Raw genomic sequence first — 20,988 nt, forward strand, 5'->3', positions numbered from 1 at the left:
CGCCGTCAGCCGACCGGCCTCCCCCGCAGCACCACCAGCTGCGGGTCCGCGAGCACCCGGACGTCCGCCCGCGGGTCCTGCGCGTACACCACGAAGTCCGCCGGCGCGCCCTCCTCCAGGCCTGGCCGCCCCAGCCACCGCCGCGCGCCCCAGCTCGCCGCCGACAGCGCCTCGGCCGGGCTCAGGCCCGCCTTCACCAGCTCCGCCACCTCGTCCGCGACCAGCCCGTGCGCGAGCGAGCCGCCCGCGTCCGTGCCGACGAACACCGGGATGCCCGCGTCGTGCGCCGCGCCGACGGTGTCGTACCGGCGCTCGTGCAGCCGCCGCATGTGCGCCGACCAGGCCGGGAACTTGGCCTCGCCGCCGGCCGCGAGGTCCGGGAAGGTCGCGATGTTGACCAGGGTCGGGACGATGGCGACGCCGCGCTCGGCGAAGACCGGGATCAGCTCCTCGGTCAGCCCGGTGGCGTGCTCGACGCAGTCGATCCCGGCCGCCAGCAGGTCCGGCAGCGACTCGGCGGAGAAGCAGTGCGCGGTGACCCGCGCGCCCTCCTCGTGCGCCGCCGCGATCGCCTCGGCCAGCGCGTCGCCGGGCCAGCAGGCGGCCAGGTCGCCGCGGTCCCGGTCGATCCAGTCGCCGACCAGCTTGACCCAGCCGTCCCCGCGCCGGGCCTCGGCCCGGACGTACGCGGCCAGGTCGCCGGGCTCGATCTCGTGCGCGTAGTTGCGGATGTAGCGGCGGGTGCGGGCGATGTGCCGCCCGGCGCGGATGATCCGGGGCAGGTCCTCGCGCTCGTCGATCCAGCGGGTGTCGGCGGCCGAGCCGGCGTCGCGGATCAGCAGGGTGCCGGCGTCGCGGTCGGTGAGCGCCTGCTTCTCGCTGGTCTGCGCGTCCACCGCGCCGTGCGCGTCCAGGCCGACGTGGCAGTGCGCGTCCACCAGGCCCGGCAGCACCCAGCCGGTCACCGTCCGGACGTCCCCGGCGGTCGGCGGGCGGGTGAAGCTCACCCGGCCGTCCACCACCCAGAGTTCGTCCCGGACGTCCTCCGGACCGACCAGCACCCGACCCCGCACGTGCAGCACCGCGCCATCGCTCATGGCCGCACTCTACCGACGGAGACGTTCCGTGTAAGTAGCGAAGATGCGGCAGACTCGTTCCCGCACCGACCGTCCCTTGCAGCGAGAGGCCATCAACGACGTGAGTCCCTTCCTCGACCTCCCCCCGCTCAGCGCCGCCGAGTTCGCGGCGATCGAGGACCAGGTGGCCGCGCTGCTGCACACCGAGGCCGACGTGATCGTCACCCAGGGCGAGGCGCTCCTCCCCCTGGAGGCCGCGATCCGCGGCGCCGCCCACCCGGGCTCCACCGCGCTCAACATCGTCACCGGCCCGTACGGGCAGACCTTCGGCAACTGGCTGCGGTCCTGCGGCGCCACCGTCATCGACCTCGCCGTCCCCTTCGACAGCGCGGTGAGCGCGGAGCAGGTCGCCGAGGCCCTCCGGGCCGACCCCGGGATCGACTTCGTCTCGCTGGTCCACGCCGAGGCGGCGACCGGCAACACCAACCCGGTCGCGGAGATCGGCGCCGTCGTCCGCGAGCACGGCGCCCTGCTGATGCTCGACGCGGTCGCCTCCGTCGCCGCCGAACCGCTGCTCACCGACGAGTGGGGCATCGACCTGTGCGTGATCGGCGGCCAGAAGGCGATGGGCGGGCCCGCCGGGGTCTCCGCCGTCTCGGTCTCCGAGCGCGCCTGGGAGCGGATCACCGCCAACCCGGCCGCCCCGCGCCGCTCCTACCTGTCGCTGCTCGACTGGAAGGAGCGCTGGACGGACGCCGGCCGCGCCGTGCTCCCGCACGCCCCGGCCCAGTTGGAGATGCTCGCCCTCGGCGCCTGCCTGGACCGGATCGCCGCCGACGGCCTGCCCGCCGTCATCGCCCGCCACCGCGCCGCCGCGGCCGCCACCCGGGCCGGCGTCCGCGCGCTCGGCGGCCTCTCCCCCTTCGTCACCGAGGACGCCCACGCGGCGCCGGTCGCCACCACCCTGCGTACCCCGGACGGGCTGCACGCGGGCGAAATCGCCGCCCGCCTCGACCCGGCGCTGCCCGTCCAGCCGGGCGGCGGCGCACTGGCCGCCTCGATGCTCCGGGTCAACCACTACGGCGCCGCGGCCTCGCTGGACACCGTCCGCGCCTGCCTCGCCGGTCTGGCGGCGGCCACGGACGCCGACGCCGAGCCGGCCCTGGCCGCCGCCGGGGCGGCCTGGAAGGCGAACGTCGAGGCGTAGGGACACGCGGAGCGGCCCCCGGGAACGGTTCCCGGGGGCCGCTTCCGGTTCGCCGGGCTCAGTGCCCGCCCGCGTCCACCACCTCGACGCCGCGGATGTTCCGCTCGATCTCCTCCGCCGGCAGCGCGACCGCCAGCGCCCAGTAGTAGACGACCAGCGAGAACACCACCACGACGAGGATGTCCCACCACAGCGGCAGGTTCCCCTTCGCGCCCGCGCCGAAGCTGCCCTGCCAGGAGATCAGGCCCATCCCGACCAGGTAGGGCGGCAGCCACTGCCCCGCCTTGAAGTCCATCCGCGGCGCGTTCGGCACGCCCTTCGAGACGGCGTACGCGGAGTACCCGCCGAGCAGCACGTACCCGATCACGATGGCCAGGCCCAGGCGCCACAGGGTGTCCCAGCCGGACCAGTAGATGATGAGGCTCGCCACCACGAAGGCCACCGGCGAGATGATCGTGCCGCCGGGCAGGTGGTACGAGCGCTCCATCCCCGGCAGCCGCTTGCGCAGCACGCCGAACGCCAGCGGGGCACCGGCGTACATCAGCACGACGGCCGAGGTGATGAAACCGACCAGCCGCTGCCAGCTGGGGAAGGGGAGGAAGCAGATCACGCCGGCCACCCAGGCGATGATCAGGCCCAGCCAGGGCACCGAGCGCTTGTCGGTGAACTGCAGGGCCTGGGGCGCGTAGCCGTTGCGGCTCAGGCCGTACGTCACCCGCGAGCTGGAGGTCATGTAGACCAGGCCGGTGCCGGCGGGCGAGATGATCGCGTCGATGAACAGGATGGTGGCCAGCCAGCCCAGGCCGATCAGGGTGGCGAGGCCCGCGAACGGCCCGCTGATGCCGGGGTAGGTGAGCGTGCCCCAGCCGCCGGCGAAGGTCTCCGGCGGCAGGGCGCCGATGAACACCACCTGGAGCATGATGTAGATGACCGTGCCGATCACCACCGACCCCAGGACGGCCCGGGGGATGTCCCGGCGGGGGTTGCGGCTCTCGCCGGCCCACTGGATGGCCTGTTCGAAGCCGAGCAGCGCGAAGATCACCCCGCTGGTGCTGATCGCCGCGAGCACGCCCTTGGCGCCGTCCGGTGCGAAGCCGTGGACGTTGAAGTTGGAGCCGTGGAACTCGGTGATCCCGAGGGCGAAGATGGTCAGGATCGGGACGGCGACCTTCCAGACCGTCGCCACGCTGTTGGTGTGCGCGAGCAGCCGGACGCCGAGGAAGTTGATCGCGACGAAGACGCCCATCAGCGCGGCTGCGACGACGAAGCCCGCGCCGGTGAGCGTCAGGTCCTTGTTCAGCAGGCCGTCCGCCCAGGACCAGTGCTGGGAGTAGTTGATCATCGCTTGCACCTCGATCGGTGCGATGGTCGCCGCCTGCAGCCAGGTGAACCAGCCGAAGGACATCCCCGCGAACCCGCCGAAGGCGTAGTGCGGGTACCGCGCCGTCCCGCCCGCCACCGGGAACAGCCCGCCCAGCTCGGCGTGCACCAACGCCAGCAGGATGATCGCCACCGAGCCGATCGCCCAGGACACCAGTGCCGCGGGCCCCGCCGCCACCGCGGCCTTCTGCGCACCGAACAACCAGCCGGACCCGATGATCGCCCCGACCGAGGCCCACAGCAGCCCGGCGACCCCGACCTCACGCTTGAGCCCGGTGTGCCCCGAGGCGATCGGCCCCGTGTTCGTATCGGAATGAGCCATGCCCGGCCGCCTCTCGCTTCAGGGGAAAATCCACCCCGACAGTGCCGCAGCCGCAGCCCCTCGCTCGCCCCGAAACGCGCTGCACCCCGCCCCCGTCAGCCAGACGGACGAAGCGGCCGCCGATGACGGCCGCTCCCCCTCCGCAGTAACGCCACCGGCGTATCGTCCTGCGCCTCGACCGGCTCCCCGTCGCGTCGCATGATCAGCGGATAGGCCTCCGAGAAGTCGGCCGCGACGGCGACCGGCCGCCAGTCCCGCCCGTCCCACTCGACCACGAGCCGCGGGAGATCGTGGAACGGATGCAGTCCCTGCCGGTCCTCGGGTACCAACACGATCGCGTCCCTGGTCCCTGGCGGCCTGTCCCGATCAGCCCGTGCGGCGTACCACTCCGTGAGAGATTCGTCCTCGGGAAAAACCACGGTCCGGCACCTCCGACTCGGCATCACCCCGAGGCTAGCCCGTCGTGCTACCTCGGCTCCTGGTTGAGCACCGACAGTCGCTGAGCGGATCGCAGTCGAAGCGCGGGCGTCTCGACCGACTGCTCGGCCACCCAGCCGACCAACATCGAACGGAGGCGTACCGAAAGCTCCGCGAAATCCCTGCCGCCGAGGTCCGGTGGCAGAGCGGCACGTAGTTCCTCTGACTCCTCGCCCAACTCCAGCAGCTTCCTCAAAGCCCAGTGCACAGTGAGGAGCTGCACGCCGAGAGTGATGTTCCGATCTTCGACCAGTTGTGGTGTTCGAGTGGATTGACGAACACCGGGTGGGGCACCAGCTGCACTCCCTGTCCGGCACGCTGCACTCCCATCTCGGGTGGATCGAGTTCGACGCAGGCCGCCCGGCGCAAGCACGGGCGGCCTGCACGGAAGCACTCACGTCGGCACGCCTGATCGGCGATCCGTTGCTGGAAGTGAGATCACTGGACAAGCTGTCCATGCTGGCCGTCGAACGGCGGCGCCCGTGGGAAGCCCTGGCTGCGGCTACCGCGGCCGAGCACCTGGCTCAGACGCACGGCGGCCCCAGGGTGAGATCAGTGGTGGCCCTGAGACTGGCGCGGGCCTTGTCGTCGGCCGGAGATCACGCGGGCGCCCGTCGCGCGCTCTCGCTGGCACTGACCTGGCACGACCGTTCCGACAAGGACACCGACGCGCCCCGGTGGACAGCGTTCGCCGGTCAGGTCGAAGTCGACTACGCCACTGCGGTGTGGCATGTGGAGACCGGTCACCCGGTCCATGCGATCCCCTTCTTGCGGTCCGCCGTGAACCGGCTCGGGCCGACGTACGGCCGCAACGCGGCGCTCTACCGGGCACGTTTGGCCGAGGTGCTCATGAAGGCCGGGGAGGTGGAGGAGGCTTGCACGGAGGCATCGGCGAGCGCCGACGCAGCCCAGGGCATGACTTCTGCCCGGTTGGTGACGCGGCTGCGAACCGTGGCGACCTCTGCCGAGCTCATCGATACGGCGTCGACACGGGACTTCCTGGAACGGATGCGGGAACTCGGGGTGACGACGAAGAAGGGAAGGCCGGCGTGACGATTGCGATCCTGGTTCTGAACGGTGACCGAGCAGTCGACTCGGAAGAGCAGCTGAAGGCCGTTTTCTCCGAGGCCTTCGCGGAACCGCCGTACGGGGAGGGTCCGCCCGATGTCGAGCGGGCGTTCCGGCGCTTCCGGTCGCAGGTGCGGCGGCGCGGGTTCCGGGCAGCAGTGGCGATCTACGGCGAAACGGTGGTCGGGATGGCCTACGGCCACCCGCTGGCGGCGAACACGGGCTGGTGGGACACCCTCATCGAGGCTGTCCCCGAGGACCTTCGTCACGAGGACGGAAACCGGACCTTCGGCCTGTTCGAGCTGGCCGTACGCCCCGCCTGGCGCAGGCGGGGTGTCGCCACCGCGATGCACCGCGCCCTGGTGGACGGGTTGGACAACCAGAGGGTGATGCTCAACAGCCGCCCGGGGGCCACGGCGGCCCAGGCCGCGTACCGGGCGTGGGGCTATCGACGTGTGGGGGCGGCCGTCCCGTGGGAGGGCGCGGCCGAGCACGACGTCATGCTGCTGAATCTCGGATGAGCGGCCGGGCTCAGGAGGGGGCCTCGGCGAGCCGGCGGAAGTCGCGGGCGTGGCGGGCGGCGGCGTCGACGTCCTGCTCCGTGCCCCGGACGTACTCGCCGTAGATGCCCAGCATGCTGCCGTCGCTCCAGAGGCAGAGCGCGCTGACCGTGCTGCCGTCGGCGCCGAAGGAGCCGCAGCGCATCACACCGCCACGCTCGCCCGGGTCGGCTTCCGTGAATCCGGCGCGCAGTTCCGGCTTGGGAAGCTCCTTCGCCATCAGTTCGTCCAGGGCCGCGGCCGGGTCGGTGTTGTGCTGCGGCATCACGCGGACGGTGATGTTCCGGGCCCGGTCGGCGCTGATGTAGCTGGTGCCCACGGCGGTGGCGGGCAGGTCCCCCTTGGCGACCCCGCTGCGGATGAGCTTCACGAAGGCGGAGTCCGGGACGGACGGCAGGCCGTCGAACTCCTGGGGCGGGCGGTACTGCCGGTCCGCCGCCGCCCCGGTGGCGGCCTGCGCGGCGGTCGGCACGGAGGCCTGCGCGGCGGTCGGGGTGGCGCCGTTGCCGGTGCAGGAGACCGCCAGTGCGGCCAGCGCCGTCAGTGCGACGGTTCTCGGGAGTCGATCGTTCACCGGCACATCCGAGCAGGTCCGGACCGCGCCGCGCAACCGGCTTCGGGGGCTGCCCCCCGCACAGTTCGCGCAGCGTTCACCCACGGGGCACGCGGAGCTCACCGCGGGCAGGCAGGCTCCCGCAAGGGGGGAAGTTGGCTATACAACTTCGCGCCGGAAGCCACCGAACAGGAGACCACCCCATGACCGAGCCGTCGCCGTACTGGCTGCGCGACAACTGCCCGTGCGCCGAGTGCCGGGACCCGCGCAACGGGCAGAAGCTGTTCCAGATCAACGACCTGCCGGAGGATCTGACGATCGCGGCGAGCACCGAGTCCGACGGTCGGCTGGAGGTGCTCTGGTCGGACGGGCACCGCTCCCGCTACCCGCTCGACTGGCTGGCGGAGGAGGACGAGGGGGACGGCCGCACCGAGCAGGGCAAGCGGCTCTGGGCGGCCGCGGACTTCGCCCGCGGCATCCCCGAGGCGGAGTGGGAGACCTACCTGACCGACCCGGCCGAGCAGGCCGCGGTGCTCGCCGCCGTCCGCCGCAGCGGGTTCGCGGTGCTGCGCGGGGTGCCGGCCGTGGAGCGGCAGGTGCTGCGGGTGGCGGAGAGCTTCGGGTACGTGCGGGTCACCAACTACGGGGAGCTGTTCGACGTCCGGGTCGAGCCGGACCCGAACAACCTCGCCTTCACCAGCGCCGCCATCGCGCCGCACACCGACAACCCGTACCGCGACCCGGTGCCGACGCTGCAGCTGCTGCACTGCCTGGAGAACTCGGCGACCGGCGGGGACTCCGGTCTGGTGGACGGCTTCAAGGCCGCGGCGGTCCTCCGCGCGGAGGCGCCGGCGGACTTCGAGACGCTGACCCGCACGCCCGTCCCCTTCGTCTTCCGCGACCGTCGCACCGAGCTGCGCGCCGACCGTCCGCTGATCGACGTCGACGCCCTCGGCCGGATCCGCGAGGTGCGGTTCAACAACCGCTCGATCGGCACCCTGCGCGGGAGCGGCGAGCAGCTGAGCGCCTTCTACGCCGCCTACCGCCGCTTCGCCGCGATCACCCTGCGCCCCGAGCTGCAGCTCACCTTCCGCCTCGGCCCCGGCGACTGCCTGGTCTTCGACAACACCCGCCTGCTGCACGCCCGCACGGCCTTCCGGCAGGACGGCCACCGGCACCTCCAGGGCTGCTACGCCGACCTGGACTCGCTGTCGAGCACCCTCGCCGTGCTGCACCACCGCGCCGCCGCCCTGGACGCGGTCGCCGGGCTGTTCGCGGGCGAGGGCGCCGGGGAGTACCTGGGCGAGGAGGTCACCATGGCCGAGCACATGCTGCAGGCCGCCGCTGCCGCCGAGGCCGCCGGAGCGCCGGACCACCTGGTCGCCGCCGCCCTGCTGCACGACGTCGGCCACTTCCAGGGGGCCCTGCACGGACGGGACCTGATGCAGGCGAACGACAACCGGCACAGCGACACCGGCGCCGACTGGCTGGCCCGTTGGTTCGGCCCGGAGGTCACCGAGCCGGTCCGGCTGCACGTGGCGGCCAAGCGCTACCTGTGCGCGGTCGAGCCCGGGTACCGCGACCGGCTCTCCGCGGCCTCCGAGTACACGCTGAGCGTCCAGGGCGGCCCGATGTCCGACGCCGAGGCCGCCGCCTTCGCCGAACTCCCCGGCGCGGTCGACGCGGTGGCCGTACGGCGCTGGGACGAGCAGGCGAAGGTGGCCGGCGCGCCGACTCCCGGCTTCGACCACTACCGGCCGCTGCTCGCCGCCCTCATGCGGTAGCGCACCGGGACGCGCGGGGGACGGCTCAGTCCATCTCCCGCGCGTGCCGCGAAAGCGCCGAGGTGGCAAGGGAGTTGTGCACGCTGAACGCCACCGTCCCGGGCAGGTAGCGGTCCTGGGACCACTCCACCGGGGTCCCGGTCGGGTCGGTGGTCCGGCGCCGCTCGCGCAGCAGCGGGCCGCCGCGGCGGCAGCCGAGCAGCCGGGCGTCCTCGGCGTTGGCGGCGACGATGTCGATGGTGTGGTCGGCGTCGGTGAACAGGATGCCGTGCTCGCGCAGCACCTCGGTGTGCGAGACCACGTCCGGCGGCAGTTCGGCGACGATCTCGCCGACCCGCGGCGGGTAGACGGTGCGTTCGACCATCACCGGCGTGCCGGACAGCGTCCGCAGCCGGACCGTCACGTACACCTCGGCGCCCGGTTCCAGGCGCAGTTGCTCGCGCTCGGCGGCGTCCGCCGGGCGGCGCACCAGCGAGTCCAGGATGCCGCCGGGCTCCTCGCCCATGGAGTACGCCCAGTGCGTGAAGCTGAGCAGTTCGGAGAAGCTCTGCACCCGCGCGCCGCCGAGCACCACCCGGCGGGTGCCGCGGCGGGAGGTGACCAGCCCGTCGGAGCGGAGCACCGCGAGCGCCTGACGGACCGTGCCGCGCGAGACGCCGTACTGCTCGGCCAGCGCGCCCTCGGCGGGCAGCCGGCCGGCCTCGCCGAACGCGCCGGTGGTGATGGCCTCGCGCAGGTCGGCGGCCACCTTCCGGTACAGCGCGCCGGAGGCCCGCTCCCCGGTCGCGGCGGGGCGGTCCCCGCCGACGGGACGCTCCTCGGTGCCGGCGTGCTCTCTCGCGGCCGGGCGCCCCTCGGCCTCGGGGCGCTGGGGCTCGGTTGCCACGTCAGTCAATGTCCCTCCTGGGGCGGTGTCCTGCGCAGCGGTACCGGCGCGGACAGCCAGACCCTATCCCGCTACGCCTTCGAAGCATCGCACCGAACGGATCACGCTCCGATGGCCGGATTCCACCGTTCCCGTAGCCGACCCCGGTTCTGGGCCGTCCGTTCACCTTCCCGTCACCGGGCTCCGGCGTACTTACCTCCGTCAGCGAAGTTGGCTAGTCAACTCGGACGGTTCCGAACAGCCCCCGAAGCCGGACGACTCCGGACCGCCACTCGCCAGATCCCCCGATCGAGACGCCCACTCGCAGTTCCCCCTTCTCAGGAGACTGACCCGTGTCCGTGCACCGCGCCCGTACCGCCGCCTTCGCGGCCGTCCTGACCGCCGCCGCGCTCTCCCTCACCGCCTGCGGTTCCGCCGGCTCCTCCGCGAAGTCCGGCGACGCCGCGGGCGGCAAGAACGCCAAGACCGCCACCTCGGTCGCCGACTTCGGCGGCATGGACGCGCTGGTCGCCGCCGCCAAGAAGGAGGGCAAGCTGCACGTCATCACGCTGCCGCGCGACTGGGCGAACTACGGCAAGCTGATGGACGACTTCAAGGCCAAGTACGGCATCGAGATCGAGGACGAGAACCCGGACGGCTCCAGCCAGGACGAGATCAACGCGGTCACCTCCCGCAAGGGCCAGGACCGCGCACCCGACGTCGTCGACCTCGGCTCCGCCTTCGCGCTGAGCGCCGCCAAGCAGGGCCTGCTGGCCCCGTACAAGGTGACGGACTTCGACAAGATCCCGGCCACCATGAAGGACGCCGACGGTCGGCACTACAACGACTACGGCGGCTACATGTCGATCGGCTGCGACGCCAAGAAGGTGTCCGTCTGCCCGAAGACCTTCGCCGACCTGCTGAAGCCCGACTACAAGGGCATGGTCGCCCTCAACGGCAACCCGACCAAGGCCGGCGCCGCCTTCGGCGCCGTGTACGCGGCCGCGCTCGCCAACGGCGGCTCGCTGGACAACATCCAGCCCGGCATCGACTTCTTCGGCAAGGTCAAGCAGGCCGGCAACTTCAACCCGGTCGAGGTCACCCCGGCGACCATCGAGAAGGGCGAGACCCCGATCTCGATCGACTGGTCGTACCTGAACGCCGGCTACGCCGACAAGTTCAAGGACAAGGGCATCGACTGGCAGGTGGCCATCCCCTCGGACGGCTCCTACGCCCAGTACTACAACCAGGCGATCAACAAGGACGCCCCGCACCCGGCCGCCGCGCGCCTGTGGGAGGAGTACCTCTACAGCGCCCAGGGCCAGAACGGCTTCCTCGGTGGCTACGCCACCCCGGCCCTGTTCGACGCCATGAAGGCCGCCGGCACCCTGGACGCGGCCGCCGCCGCCAAGCTCCCGCCGGTCGAGAAGCCCTTCACCACCTTCCCGACCCAGGACCAGACGGACGCGGCCAAGAAGACCGTGACCGAGAACTGGGCCAAGGCGATCGCGGGCTGACCTGAGATGACCACGGCTCCCACCCCGGTGCCGGCCACCGCCTCCGCCGCCCAGAGCGGCGGGGGCGCCCCCGGCCCCGCAACCCCCACCACGGCCTCGGCCCGCACGGCCAAGGCCCCCCGCTCCGGCAAGCGCCGGGGCGGCGGCGGCCGAGCGTGGCTCGCCGCCCTCCCCCTGCTGCTGTTCTTCGTGATCGGCTTCGGCCTGCCCGCCGTCGCGATCGCCATCGGCGCGTTCACCACGTCCTCGGACGCACCCGATGGCGGCGGCACCTTCACCACCGACAATCTCACCGGCTCGCTCCAGGGCGCCTACTGGACGGCCCTGTGGGGCAGTGTGAAGCTCTCGCTGCTGACCGCGCTGATCGCCACCGTGGTCGGCCTGCCGCTGGCCCAGGCCGTGGCGACCTCCCGGTTCCGGATGTTCCGCGAGGCGGTGATGTCGGCCTCCGGCGTGCTCGCCAACTTCGGCGGCGTGCCGCTGGCGTTCATGTTCGTCGCCACCCTCGGCAACTCCGGCGAGGTCACCAAGAAGCTCGGCCTGACCGCGCACGGCTGGAGCCTCTACACCTTCTCCGGTCTCTCGGTGGTCTACCTCTACTTCCTGGTCCCGCTGATGGTCATCACCATCACGCCGGCCCTGGAGGGCCTGCGCGTGCAGTGGCGCGAGGCCGCCCAGAACAACGGCGCCACCTCGCTGCAGTACTGGCGGCACGTCGCGCTGCCCGTCCTGCTGCCCTCGCTGCTCGGCGGCTTCGTGCTGCTGTTCGGCGCCTCCTTCGCCGCGTACGCCACCGCCGAGGCCATGGTGGGCAGTTCGGTGCCGCTGATCTCGATGCAGATCGGCGACGCGCTGTCCGGCAACGTCCTGGTCGGCCAGGGCAACCTCGCCCTCGCCCTCGGCCTCGACATGATCGTGGTCGCCTGCCTGGTGATGGCCGTGTACCTGCCCCTTCAGCGCCGGAGTGCCAAGTGGCTCGCCTGATCGATCGCATCCGTTTCGGCCGCGGCCTGGTCCTGCTGCTCTGCGGCGTCTACTTCGCCGTGCCGATGGCCGCCTCGCTGTGGTTCAGCATCGACGACAACAAGGGCGGCACCACCTTCCGCGCCTACACCGAGCTGCTGAACGCCCCCGGCTTCACCGACAGCCTGGTGCTCAGCCTCGAACTGGCCGGCGTCACCGTCGCGGTGCTGCTGCTCCTGCTCGTCCCGGCGATGCTCGCCGCCCGGCTCGGCGCGCCCAAGCTGCGCCCGGTGATCGAGGTGATGTGCTCGATGCCGCTGGTCGTCCCGGTGGTCGCGCTCACCACGGGCATCATCGGCGTGCTGCGCTGGGGCCCGGACTACCTGCAGGACACCCCGCTGTTCCAGACCATCGTGGCGATCCAGGACCCGCAGTTCCCGATCGTCCTGGTCATCGCGTACGTGCTGATGGCGCTGCCCTTCGCCTACCGGGCGATCGACGCCGGCCTGCGCGGCGTGGACGTCGTGACCCTGGTCGAGGCCGCCCGCAACTGCGGCGCCGGCTGGCTGCGCGCGGTGTTCACCGTCGTCCTGCCGAACCTGCGCAGCGCGCTGCTGAACGCGGCCGTGCTCACCGTCGCCCTGGTGCTCGGCGAGTTCACCACCGCCTCGATCCTGGGCTTCGCCCCCTTCTCGGTGTGGATCAACTCCAACGGCAAGAGCGACGGCCAGATGTCCGTCGCGGTCTCCATGCTCAGCCTGTTGATCGTCTGGCTCGTCCTGCTGTTGATGTCCGCCGTCGGCCGCGGCCGCAAGACCGCGCGCTCCTGAGCGCACCGCCCGTACGGTCCTGAACCACCCCCCGCTTTCCAGGAGTTCCCTGCCATGACCACGGCCCCCGCCCCCGTCACCGGCGTCGCGCTCGCCCCCGGCAGCGCCACCGTCGAGTTCCGCTCGCTGCGCCGCTCGTTCGGCGCCACCACCGCCCTCGACGGCCTGGACCTCACCGTCCACCCGGGCGAACTGCTCGCCCTGCTCGGCCCGTCCGGCTGCGGCAAGACCACCGCGCTGCGCATCCTGGCCGGCTTCGAGCAGCACGACTCCGGCGAGGTCCTGGTCGACGGCCGGGACATCACCGCGATCCCGGCGCACAAGCGCGACGCGGGCATGGTGTTCCAGTCGTACAGCCTCTTCCCGCACCTGACCGCGCTGGACAACGTCGCCTTCGGGCTGCGGATGCGCGGCACCGGCAAGGCCGACCGCCGCAAGCGCGCCCAGGAGCTGCTGGAGCTGGTCGGCCTGCCGCACCGCGCCGAGCACTACCCGCACCAGATGTCCGGCGGTCAGCAGCAGCGCATCGCGCTGGCCCGCGCGCTCGCCCTGCAGCCGCGGGTGCTGCTGCTCGACGAGCCGCTGTCCGCGCTGGACGCCAAGGTCCGGCTGCAGCTGCGCGAGGAGATCCGCCGCCTGCAGCAGGAGCTGGGCATCACCACCCTGTTCGTCACCCACGACCAGGAGGAGGCGCTGTCGATGGCCGACCGGGTCGCGGTGCTGCGCGCGGGCCGCCTGGAGCAGTGCGCCACGCCGTCCGAGCTGTACGGCCGGCCGGCCACCGCCTTCGTCGCCGAGTTCGTCGGCACCATGAGCCGCATCCCGTGCACCCGCACCTCGGACGGCGTCGAGGTGCTCGGCCGCCGCCACGCGGTGGACGGCGAGGTCCCGGCCGACGGCGAGCTGCAGGTGCTGGTCCGCCCGGAGAACGTCGACCTGACGCCCGCCGAGAACGGCCCCGCCCTGGTGGTCAACGCGTCCTTCCTGGGCGCCGTCACCCGGCTCACCGTCCGCCTCGACGACGGCACCGAGGTGAAGGCCGACCTGCCGACCGAGGCCACCGCCGCGCTGCCGGCCGGTTCGCGCGCCGAGCTCACCCTCCCCGAGCGCCCCGTGCTGGTGGACCGCCGCCCGGCCTGAGAGCCTTGCACGTCCCTGCTCCGACTTCGAGAACCACCGAAGGTACCGCCATGCCTGAACCCGTAGTGACCGGAACCGCGGCCCCCGCCGGGGCCGCCCTGCCCGCCGCCGTCCTCTTCGACATGGACGGCACCCTGGTCGACACCGAGCAGCTGTGGTGGCAGACCGCCGTCGAGATCGCCGCGGAACTCCACCACCCGCTCACCGACCAGGACGCCCCCGAGGTGCTCGGCCAGGCCGTCGAGCACACCGCCGCCCACCTCCACCGGGTCAGCGGCACCACCCTCGACGAGGCCGAGGTCGCCGCCCGGCTGGGCGAGTCCTTCGCCGGCAAGGTCGCCGCCGAAACGGTGCCGCGCCCCGGCGCGCTCGCCCTGCTGGCCTCGCTGCGGGACGCGGGGGTGCCCACCGCGCTGGTCTCCGCCTCCCCGCGCCGGGTCGTCGACCTGGTGCTGTCCGCCATCGGCCGCGACTGGTTCGCCGTCACCCTGGCCGCCGAGGACACCGAGCGCACCAAGCCCGCCCCCGACCCGTACCTCGCCGCCGCCGAGCGGCTCGGCCTGGACCCGGCCGTCTGCCTCGCCGTCGAGGACACCCCGACCGGGGTCGCCTCCGCCACCGCGGCCGGCTGCGCCGTGCTCGCCGTGCCGTCCACGGCCACGCCGATGCCGGACGGGGAGCGGATCACGCTGCTCGCCAGCCTGGAGCAGGCCGATCTCGCGCTGCTCGGGAAGCTCACCGCCGCTCCGGCGGTTTGATCCCGACATGCCTTACGTCCTGCTCGCCCTCGCCATCCTGAGCGAGGTCTGCGCCACCAGCTGCCTCAAACTCACCGACGGGTTCACCCGCCTCTGGCCGAGCCTGGGGGTCGGCCTCGGGTACGCGCTCTCCTTCCTGCTGCTCGGCCGCGCGCTCAAGCACATCCCGGTCTCGGTCGCGTACGCGGTCTGGTCGGGGGCCGGCACGGCGGCGGTCGCCGGGATCGGTGTGGTCGCCTTCGGCGAGTCGCTCGGCCGGCTGCAGTGGGTGGGGATCGCGCTGGTGATCGTCGGGGTGGTCGTGCTCAACCTCAAGGGCAGCCACTGACGACCGCGTCCCGACGGACCGTCGGCTGACTGACGGGCTGCTCGACTCGCCCACCGGAGCGGGAAGTCGGAAGTACCGACTTCCCGCTCCGCGGCGTTCCCGGCGCCGGGACCGGATCAGGGGGCCTGCGCACGCTGGCAGAGGCGCAGAGGCTCGGGGCGCGGACGGCGAGGCGCGGACGGCGAGGCCCGGCGTGCCTAGGACCGGACCACCCGGGCCCGCAGGTAGTTGCGGCGGCCGAAGTTCGGCTCGTCCACCGCCGTCAGCTCCTCCACCTGGAAGCGGTACAGCGCCGCCGCCCCGCCCCCGGTGAGGAACTGCCGCCGGACGTCCTCGTCCTGCGCGAAGGACGGGTAGCGCCCCTGGTACGCGGCCAGCGCCGCCTCCGCCTGCCGCCCCCAGGCCTCGCCCGCGCCGCCGGTCAGCTGCAGCCCGCGCAGCTGCTCGCCGAAGACGGGCGGCGGCAGGAAGACGGTGGCGGCGGCCCGGGCCTCCTCGGCCAGGTGGTGGCTGTGCCGGGTGGAGCGCTCGCTGACGAAGTAGAGGACGAGGTCGTCGTCGTACGCGAAGAAGGCCAGGTTGGCGTGCGGCCCGTGCTCGTGGCCGGCGGTGGCGAGGGTGAGCACCATGGCCTCCCCGAGCAGCCCCTCGACGCCCTTGTGCAGCAGGTCGCCCGGCCAGTCCCCCTGCGCGATGTCGAGTCTGTACGGCATACGGCACTCCCTCCGCTGGCACGCCCGGCGCCTTCGCGCCCCGAGCACGACTGAGCCGGGCGGGCGCCTCCGAGGAGGCCCCACGCCCGGCTCACATGCTCTACCCGCCGCCCCGGCCGGACAAGGGCCGCGGAACGGGTGGAATCAGCGGAATCGGCGCCGCCGCACCGGCGTCATCGGCAGCCGCCGCATCCGGCGGGAGCGACGCCGTCGGGTGCTCAGTGCCGCGGCGCCCCGTACCCCGCGTATTCGGGGCTCGCCAGCGGCGGCTGTCCCGGTCCGAGCAGCGGCCGCAGCGCGCCGGAGCGCATCCGGTCCACGAGCGGTCCGCAGCGCCCGGCGACCGGCGCCAGCACCACCGCGACCAGCAGGCCGACCAGTGCGCCGACCGCCACGTCGTGCGGGTAGTGCACGCCGACCCAGACCCGGGAGGCGGCCATCAGCGCCGCGAACAGGACGGCCACCGAGCCGAGCCTGCGGTTGACGAACCAGAGCGAGACCGCGGCGGCGAAGGCGATCACCGAGTGGTTGCTCGGGAAGGACCAGTCGCCGGTGCCCGGGCAGGTCTCCAGCGAGATGCTGCCGGGGATCTGCGCGCAGGGCCGGACCTCCTCGACGATCCCCTTGAACACCGAGTTGACGGCGTACGCGAGGACCACGATCACCGGCGAGGCCAGCACCTTGGCCATCACCGCGGAGTCGGCGCCGCGTGCGCGCCACCACGCCCAGAGCATGAAGAGTGCGAACAGTCCGAGGCCGAGCGCCGACCAGACCTTGATCAGCTCGTCCAGCCAGTGCGGTGCCGACTGCGCCCACCCGTTGACCCGGGTGTAGAGGCTGCCGTCGATGCCGCTGCCGTCGTAGACGGCCAGGGCCCGGGTGGGCATCACGCGTCACCTCCGTGACGTGGCGCCTTACGGGCGCGGAACAGTTCGAGAACAATGGGGAACACGGAGACAACTACTACCAGACCGATGACGGGCAGCAGATATCGGTCGATCCCGGGTACGGACGATCCGAGCGCGTACCCGGCGAGAACCACGCCGATCGTCCACACCGCACCGCCGAGGACCTGCCAGCGGGTGAACGAGCGGACGGGCACCTCCAGCACGCCGCACAGCGGATTCAGCACCGTTCGGACCACCGGGATGAAGCGCGCGAGCACGATCGCCTTGCCGTGGCCGTACTTCGCCAGCAGTTCCTCGGCCCGTTCGACGCCCTGCAGCAGGCTCTTGCGCCGGGTGCGGCGCAGCAGCGCCCGGCCGCCGCGCCGGCCGATCAGGTAGCCGAGCTGGGCGCCGCCCAGCGCCCCGACCAGGGCGGCGGGCAGCACCTGCCAGAGCTCCAGCTGCGGCCCCCGGGTCGCTCCGGGCACGCAGAGCAGTCCGGCGGTGAACAGCAGCGAGTCGCCGGGCAGGAAGAAGCCCACGAGCAGGCCGGTCTCGGCGAAGAGCACGACGGCGATGCCGAGTGCGCCGAAGGCGGCGAGCAGTGAGGACGCGTCCAGCGGGTTCACCGCGAGGTGAACGGCCGGATCGCCGGGGAACTGAAGCAAGGCTGGCGGACCTCCCGTACGTTGGAGGGCGGTTCACGGCGGAATCCGCCCGGAACCGATCGGTTCGCAGCGGATCCGCCCGGGTCGGCCGTGCACCGCGGACCCCGCCCGGTCGGCGGTTCACTGGGAGCGCCCGGACCGGTGGGTTCACGAGCCGGACCCCCGCCCGACCGTCTACAGTCACGTAGACGGTCTACATGACTGTAGACGAAACTTGGAGGAAACGCCGCCATGTCCGACGTAACGTCCGCCCGCCGGCCCGCCGGGGAGCTGGAGGCCGAGGTGCTGGCCGCCCTCTGGTCGGCCCGGCAGCCGATGACGCCGCAGGACGTCCAGGCGGCGCTCGGCGGGGACCTCGCCCGCACCACGATCGCGACGATCCTGGCCCGGCTGCACGACAAGGGGACGGTCGAGCGCACCCGGGCCGGCCGCGCCTACGCCTACACCCCGACCGTCCAGGACACCGCCGGACTGGCGGCCCGCCGAATGCACACCGAGCTGGGCCGCGAGGCCGACCGCTCCACCGTGCTGGCCCGCTTCGTGTCCGACCTCTCCGCCGAGGACGAGCAGCTGCTGCGCGACCTGCTCGGCGACGGTGCCGCCGGCGACGACCCGCGACCGGACCCCCGGGGGTCGGCCGGCCGATGATGATCGCCGTCTGGGCCCCGCTGCTGCTGCCCCTCCTGGCCGCACCCCTGGCCCGCCGCCTCGCCGAGTCCCTGCCCCCGCGGGCCGCCGCCTGGACGCTGGCGGGCAGCACCGCCGTGCTGGCCGGCGGCACCCTCTGCTCGCTCGGCCTGCTCGCCACCGCCGGGCTGCTCCAGCTGCCGCCGGTCGCCGCCCTCGGCCACCTCTCGCTGCGGTGGCTCACCGCGGCCGCGCCGGACGCCCCGCTCGCCGCCGCGGCGGCCGCCCTGGCACTCGTCGTGCTCGCCGCGCTGGCGGTGCGCACGGCCCGCCGCCGCCGGCTGGAACTGCGGACGGCCCGGGCCGCCCTCCCGCCCGGTGACCGGCATCCGGACGTGCGCCCCCGAGGCGCCACCGTGCGCCGGGCGCGCACCCCGGAACGCTTCACCACCCCGACGCCGGGGCTTGCCGAACCGTCGGCCGCGACTCCCCCGCGCCCCGCCCGATCGACGGTGGCGACCCTGCTGTGGCCCGCCGAGCCCCTGCTCAGCGTCCTGGACGACGAGCGCGCCGACGCCTTCGCCCTGCCCGGCCGCCTGCGCCGCCCCGGCCGCCCCGGCGAACCGGGCCGGATCGTGGTCACCTCCGGCATGCTACGCGCCCTGAACGGGCCCGAGCGCTCCGCCCTGCTCGCCCACGAACGCGCCCACCTGGCCGCCCGCCACCACGTCTTCCTCGCCGTGGCCGAGCACGCCGCTCACGTCCATCCGGCGCTCCGGGCACTGCGCGCGCCCGTCGGGTACCACCTGGAGCGCTGGGCCGACGAGGTGGCGGCGGCCCGGGTCGGCGACCGCACCGTGACCGCCCGCGCGGTCGGCCGGGCCGCCCTGGCCGCGAGCCGCTCCCCCTGGCCGGACCGGCCCCGGGCGGCCGCCGCCGCCCACTCCGGACCGGTCCCGCGCCGGGTCGCCGCGCTGCTCCAGCCCCGTCCGGCCGCCACCCCCGGCGCCCGGCTGCGGGCCGTCGCGCTGGCTCTGGCCGCCTGCCTGGCGCTGAGCACCGGCGCCACCCTGGAGGCCACCGCCGACCTGCACCACACCGTCGAGGCGGCCGAGCTGGGCACGGGCGCGCGGCACTGACGCCGCCCGCGCCCCGGGGCCGCTCCGCCGTACCGCCCGGTATGCCGAGTTGGCAGACCCCATCCCCACGCGCCCACCTCACCCGTACGCTTTCGTCAGCGCGTCGGCCCCGGCGCGACCTCGAACGGCGGCGAGGAGCGGAACGAGTGCGGCAGACCGGACGGCAGTCCCGACGACCAGAGCGCCGCACCCCGCCGACCGCGACGGAGCTGGCCAAGGTCCACGAGCGGACCCTCACCGACGCCGCCGCCCGGGAGCTCACCGGACCGTCCCCGGAGGAGGGCGGCGCCCCCGGCCTGCTCGAACCCCGCCCGGAGATCGGCGACTCCTGGGCCCGGCTGCGCCGGCTCGGACTCGACCCCGACACCGGCGCCGCCACCGTCCTGCTCGGCCCGGCCGAAGTCGAACAGCGCCGCCGCGCCAGCGGGCTTGACGCAGTCATGCCAGTCCTGCGGCAGACCCTGCTGGAACCGACCGGCGCCGTCCCGCTGATCCTCGCCATCGCCGACGCCGAGGGCCACGTGCTCTGGCAGGAGGGCGAGCGCGGCCTGCGCCGCAGCGCCGACCGGATCGGCTTCATCACCGGCGCCCGCTGGGTCGAGGAGAGCGTCGGCACCAACGGCATCGCCGTCGCCCTGCGAGCCCGGCGCCCGATGCACGTCCACTCCGCCGAGCACTACCTGCGCAGCCACCACTCCTGGACCTGCGTGGCCGCACCCGTGCACGACCCCGGCACCGGACGTCTCGTCGGCGCCGTCAACCTGAGCGGCCCCGCGCACAGCATCCGCCCCTACCTGCTCCAGCTCACCGCCACCGCCGCCCGGCTCGCCGAGACCGAGCTGCGCGCCCACCGGCTGGAGGCGCTGCACCAGCTGCGCACCCTGGCCGCCCCGATGCTCGCCCGGGTCGGCGGCCCGGCCCTGGTCGTGGACGCGGCCGGGTGGACCGCCGCCGCGGCCGGGCTGCCGCCACCCGACCGGCTGCGGGTGCCCAGCGAGGGCTGGGCACCGGCCGCGGTGCACTGGGTGCCCGGCCTCGGCGAGTGCGTGCTGGAACCGCTCGCCGACGGCTGGCTGGTGCGCCCGGTCCGGCCACCCGGCGAGGACGGCACCGGCCCGGTCGACGCCGAACAGTCCGAGGGCGCCCGGCTCCGGCTCGACCTGCGCCGGCCGGACCGCCCCGAGCTGTCCGTCCGCGGCGCGGCCGGCAGCTGGTCCCACCCGCTCAGCCCGCGCCACGCCGAACTGCTGCTCCTGCTCGCCACCGGACGCGAGGGCAGCACCGCCGCCCAGCTCGCCGAGGCGCTGTTCGGCGACGCGGGGCGGACAGTGACGGTCCGCGCCGAGCTGTCCCGGCTGCGCCGCTACCTGGGCGGGCTGCTGGCCCACCGGCCGTACCGGATCGCCGAGTCGGTGCTGGTCACGGTGGAGGGGCCGGACGACCCGTACGACCTGCTGCCGTCCTCCTCGGCCCCGGCCGTCCGGAGGCTGCGGACCGCACTGGCGGCAGGGAGCGCACGGCTGCCCGGCGCGGCACCCGTCCCGCCGCCGCGCGCCCCCGGGGACGCCCCGCTCGGCTGCTGAGGCCCGCCACCGGCTGCCGACCGCCGACCGCCGACCGCCCGTCAGCCGCCCGCGAGCAGCGCGGCCAGGTCGGCGTCGGTGGGGCCGCAGTCGCGCTCCTGCGCTTCGGAGACCAGCGCGTACGTCCGGTCCAGCCAGGCCTGCACCCGGGGCTTGGAGGCCTCCAACAGGGCACTGCCGTGCGGGGATTCGAGCGCCAGGTGCAGGGTCGAACCGTGGCAGGGGCAGTACGCCGGCCACAGCTTGACGTCGCCCTGGCCGCTCAACGAGCGCAGGCCGTCGCGCAGCAGCTCGCGCGAGAACACCCAGTCGGCCTCGTCCGGCCGCCCCAGGTGGAACGTCAGCAGCACCTCGTACGGCCGGACGGCGTCGAACCGGAACCGGGTGCGCACCTCGCCGACGACCTCCTCACCCAGCGAGATCCGCAGGGTCAGCACCTCCTCCACCGCCGCCGGAGCGGCGGTGGAGCCGTCCCCATCGCCGCCCGTGGGGGTGGCGGCGAGGGGTGCACTGGAGGCTGCGGACAGCGGGTCGGGCGGCATG

The 20,988-nt window shown here is 73.7% G+C and carries 22 protein-coding genes; 13 read left to right on the plus strand and 9 right to left on the minus strand.

The window, feature by feature from the left end:
* Positions 1 to 5: 5 nt before the first annotated feature.
* The gene (locus tag ABT048_RS12540) at positions 6 to 1,097 is read right to left on the minus strand and encodes an amidohydrolase family protein (RefSeq protein WP_350521331.1); all 1,092 of its coding nucleotides are present in this window, start codon (positions 1,095 to 1,097) and stop codon (positions 6 to 8) included.
* Positions 1,098 to 1,173: 76 nt separating this feature from the next.
* Here ABT048_RS12540 and ABT048_RS12545 point away from each other — a divergent pair, with 76 nt between their 5' ends.
* The gene (locus ABT048_RS12545; protein ID WP_350521332.1) at positions 1,174 to 2,283 is read left to right on the plus strand and encodes a pyridoxal-phosphate-dependent aminotransferase family protein; all 1,110 of its coding nucleotides are present in this window, start codon (positions 1,174 to 1,176) and stop codon (positions 2,281 to 2,283) included.
* 58 nt (positions 2,284 to 2,341) lie between these two features.
* On the opposite strand, the gene ABT048_RS12550 is transcribed toward ABT048_RS12545, so the two are convergent.
* Both ABT048_RS12550 and ABT048_RS12555 read right to left on the minus strand, forming a co-directional pair.
* Entirely contained in the window at positions 2,342 to 3,985 is a 1,644-nt protein-coding gene (locus ABT048_RS12550; RefSeq protein WP_350521333.1) for an APC family permease, read from the minus strand.
* A gap of 95 nt (positions 3,986 to 4,080) precedes the next feature.
* A complete protein-coding gene (locus tag ABT048_RS12555; protein ID WP_350521334.1) occupies positions 4,081 to 4,428 on the minus strand; it encodes a DUF6087 family protein in 348 nt (115 codons plus the stop codon).
* Between the two features lie 292 nt (positions 4,429 to 4,720).
* Between ABT048_RS12555 and ABT048_RS12560 the strand changes: the two genes are divergently transcribed.
* Together ABT048_RS12560 and ABT048_RS12565 are read left to right on the plus strand one after the other, a co-directional pair.
* A complete protein-coding gene (locus ABT048_RS12560; protein WP_350521335.1) occupies positions 4,721 to 5,515 on the plus strand; it encodes an NsdA family TPR-like regulatory protein in 795 nt (264 codons plus the stop codon).
* A complete protein-coding gene (locus ABT048_RS12565; protein ID WP_350521336.1) occupies positions 5,512 to 6,051 on the plus strand; it encodes a GNAT family N-acetyltransferase in 540 nt (179 codons plus the stop codon). The genes ABT048_RS12560 and ABT048_RS12565 overlap by 4 nt, the downstream gene beginning before the upstream one ends.
* A 10-nt stretch (positions 6,052 to 6,061) precedes the next feature.
* Here the strand turns inward: ABT048_RS12565 and ABT048_RS12570 are convergent, their stop codons facing one another.
* On the minus strand, positions 6,062 to 6,664 hold the full coding sequence (locus ABT048_RS12570; protein ID WP_350521337.1) for a hypothetical protein: 603 nt from the start codon (positions 6,662 to 6,664) through the stop codon (positions 6,062 to 6,064).
* 182 nt (positions 6,665 to 6,846) lie between these two features.
* On the opposite strand from ABT048_RS12570, the gene tmpA reads away from it, so the two are divergent.
* The gene (tmpA, locus tag ABT048_RS12575) at positions 6,847 to 8,427 is read left to right on the plus strand and encodes a 2-trimethylaminoethylphosphonate dioxygenase (protein ID WP_350521338.1); all 1,581 of its coding nucleotides are present in this window, start codon (positions 6,847 to 6,849) and stop codon (positions 8,425 to 8,427) included.
* Between the two features lie 25 nt (positions 8,428 to 8,452).
* Here the strand turns inward: tmpA and ABT048_RS12580 are convergent, their stop codons facing one another.
* Positions 8,453 to 9,187: a GntR family transcriptional regulator gene (locus tag ABT048_RS12580; protein WP_396547018.1), complete on the minus strand. Its 735-nt coding sequence runs from the start codon at positions 9,185 to 9,187 to the stop codon at positions 8,453 to 8,455.
* Between the two features lie 458 nt (positions 9,188 to 9,645).
* Between ABT048_RS12580 and ABT048_RS12585 the strand changes: the two genes are divergently transcribed.
* The 6 genes from ABT048_RS12585 to ABT048_RS12610 are packed head-to-tail and all read left to right on the plus strand — an operon-like array spanning position 9,646 to position 14,828.
* Positions 9,646 to 10,809 carry an ABC transporter substrate-binding protein gene (locus ABT048_RS12585; RefSeq protein WP_350521340.1) on the plus strand — a complete coding sequence of 388 codons (1,164 nt, stop codon included), beginning with the start codon at positions 9,646 to 9,648 and terminating at the stop codon, positions 10,807 to 10,809.
* 6 nt (positions 10,810 to 10,815) lie between these two features.
* Complete coding sequence (locus ABT048_RS12590; RefSeq protein WP_350521341.1) at positions 10,816 to 11,793, plus strand: ABC transporter permease; 978 nt, start codon at positions 10,816 to 10,818, stop codon at positions 11,791 to 11,793.
* Positions 11,793 to 12,602: an ABC transporter permease gene (locus ABT048_RS12595; RefSeq protein ID WP_402804125.1), complete on the plus strand. Its 810-nt coding sequence runs from the start codon at positions 11,793 to 11,795 to the stop codon at positions 12,600 to 12,602. Before ABT048_RS12590 ends, ABT048_RS12595 begins: the two co-directional genes overlap by 1 nt.
* A gap of 54 nt (positions 12,603 to 12,656) precedes the next feature.
* Entirely contained in the window at positions 12,657 to 13,742 is a 1,086-nt protein-coding gene (locus tag ABT048_RS12600) for an ABC transporter ATP-binding protein (RefSeq protein WP_350521342.1), read from the plus strand.
* A gap of 50 nt (positions 13,743 to 13,792) precedes the next feature.
* Positions 13,793 to 14,500 carry an HAD family hydrolase gene (locus tag ABT048_RS12605; RefSeq protein WP_350521343.1) on the plus strand — a complete coding sequence of 236 codons (708 nt, stop codon included), beginning with the start codon at positions 13,793 to 13,795 and terminating at the stop codon, positions 14,498 to 14,500.
* Positions 14,501 to 14,507: 7 nt separating this feature from the next.
* A complete protein-coding gene (locus ABT048_RS12610; RefSeq protein WP_350521344.1) occupies positions 14,508 to 14,828 on the plus strand; it encodes a DMT family transporter in 321 nt (106 codons plus the stop codon).
* A gap of 197 nt (positions 14,829 to 15,025) precedes the next feature.
* Here ABT048_RS12610 and ABT048_RS12615 read toward each other — a convergent pair whose 3' ends face one another.
* The 3 genes from ABT048_RS12615 to ABT048_RS12625 all read right to left on the minus strand — a co-directional run bounded on the left by ABT048_RS12615 (position 15,026) and on the right by ABT048_RS12625 (position 17,096).
* Positions 15,026 to 15,541, minus strand: coding sequence for a pyridoxamine 5'-phosphate oxidase family protein (locus tag ABT048_RS12615; RefSeq protein ID WP_350521345.1), 516 nt, complete (start codon positions 15,539 to 15,541; stop codon positions 15,026 to 15,028).
* A gap of 218 nt (positions 15,542 to 15,759) precedes the next feature.
* Positions 15,760 to 16,428: a phosphatase PAP2 family protein gene (locus tag ABT048_RS12620; RefSeq protein ID WP_350521346.1), complete on the minus strand. Its 669-nt coding sequence runs from the start codon at positions 16,426 to 16,428 to the stop codon at positions 15,760 to 15,762.
* Positions 16,428 to 17,096 (minus strand): DedA family protein, encoded by a 669-nt coding sequence (locus ABT048_RS12625; protein ID WP_350521347.1) that lies wholly within the window; start codon positions 17,094 to 17,096, stop codon positions 16,428 to 16,430. Before ABT048_RS12625 ends, ABT048_RS12620 begins: the two co-directional genes overlap by 1 nt.
* Before the next feature lie 231 nt (positions 17,097 to 17,327).
* Between ABT048_RS12625 and ABT048_RS12630 the strand changes: the two genes are divergently transcribed.
* The 3 genes from ABT048_RS12630 (at position 17,328) to ABT048_RS12640 (ending at position 20,445) form a co-directional block, all read left to right on the plus strand.
* Complete coding sequence (locus ABT048_RS12630; RefSeq protein WP_350521348.1) at positions 17,328 to 17,744, plus strand: BlaI/MecI/CopY family transcriptional regulator; 417 nt, start codon at positions 17,328 to 17,330, stop codon at positions 17,742 to 17,744.
* Positions 17,741 to 18,862 carry a M56 family metallopeptidase gene (locus ABT048_RS12635; protein WP_350521349.1) on the plus strand — a complete coding sequence of 374 codons (1,122 nt, stop codon included), beginning with the start codon at positions 17,741 to 17,743 and terminating at the stop codon, positions 18,860 to 18,862. The genes ABT048_RS12630 and ABT048_RS12635 overlap by 4 nt, the downstream gene beginning before the upstream one ends.
* A 146-nt stretch (positions 18,863 to 19,008) precedes the next feature.
* Positions 19,009 to 20,445, plus strand: a complete 1,437-nt coding sequence (locus tag ABT048_RS12640; protein ID WP_350521350.1) for a GAF domain-containing protein — start codon at positions 19,009 to 19,011, stop codon at positions 20,443 to 20,445.
* A gap of 41 nt (positions 20,446 to 20,486) precedes the next feature.
* Here ABT048_RS12640 and ABT048_RS12645 read toward each other — a convergent pair whose 3' ends face one another.
* A complete protein-coding gene (locus tag ABT048_RS12645) occupies positions 20,487 to 20,987 on the minus strand; it encodes an SsgA family sporulation/cell division regulator (RefSeq protein ID WP_350521351.1) in 501 nt (166 codons plus the stop codon).
* Position 20,988: the final 1 nt, after the last annotated feature.

The sequence above is a fragment of the Kitasatospora sp. NPDC096140 genome, from assembly GCF_040303045.1.
Taxonomy (GTDB): domain Bacteria; phylum Actinomycetota; class Actinomycetes; order Streptomycetales; family Streptomycetaceae; genus Kitasatospora.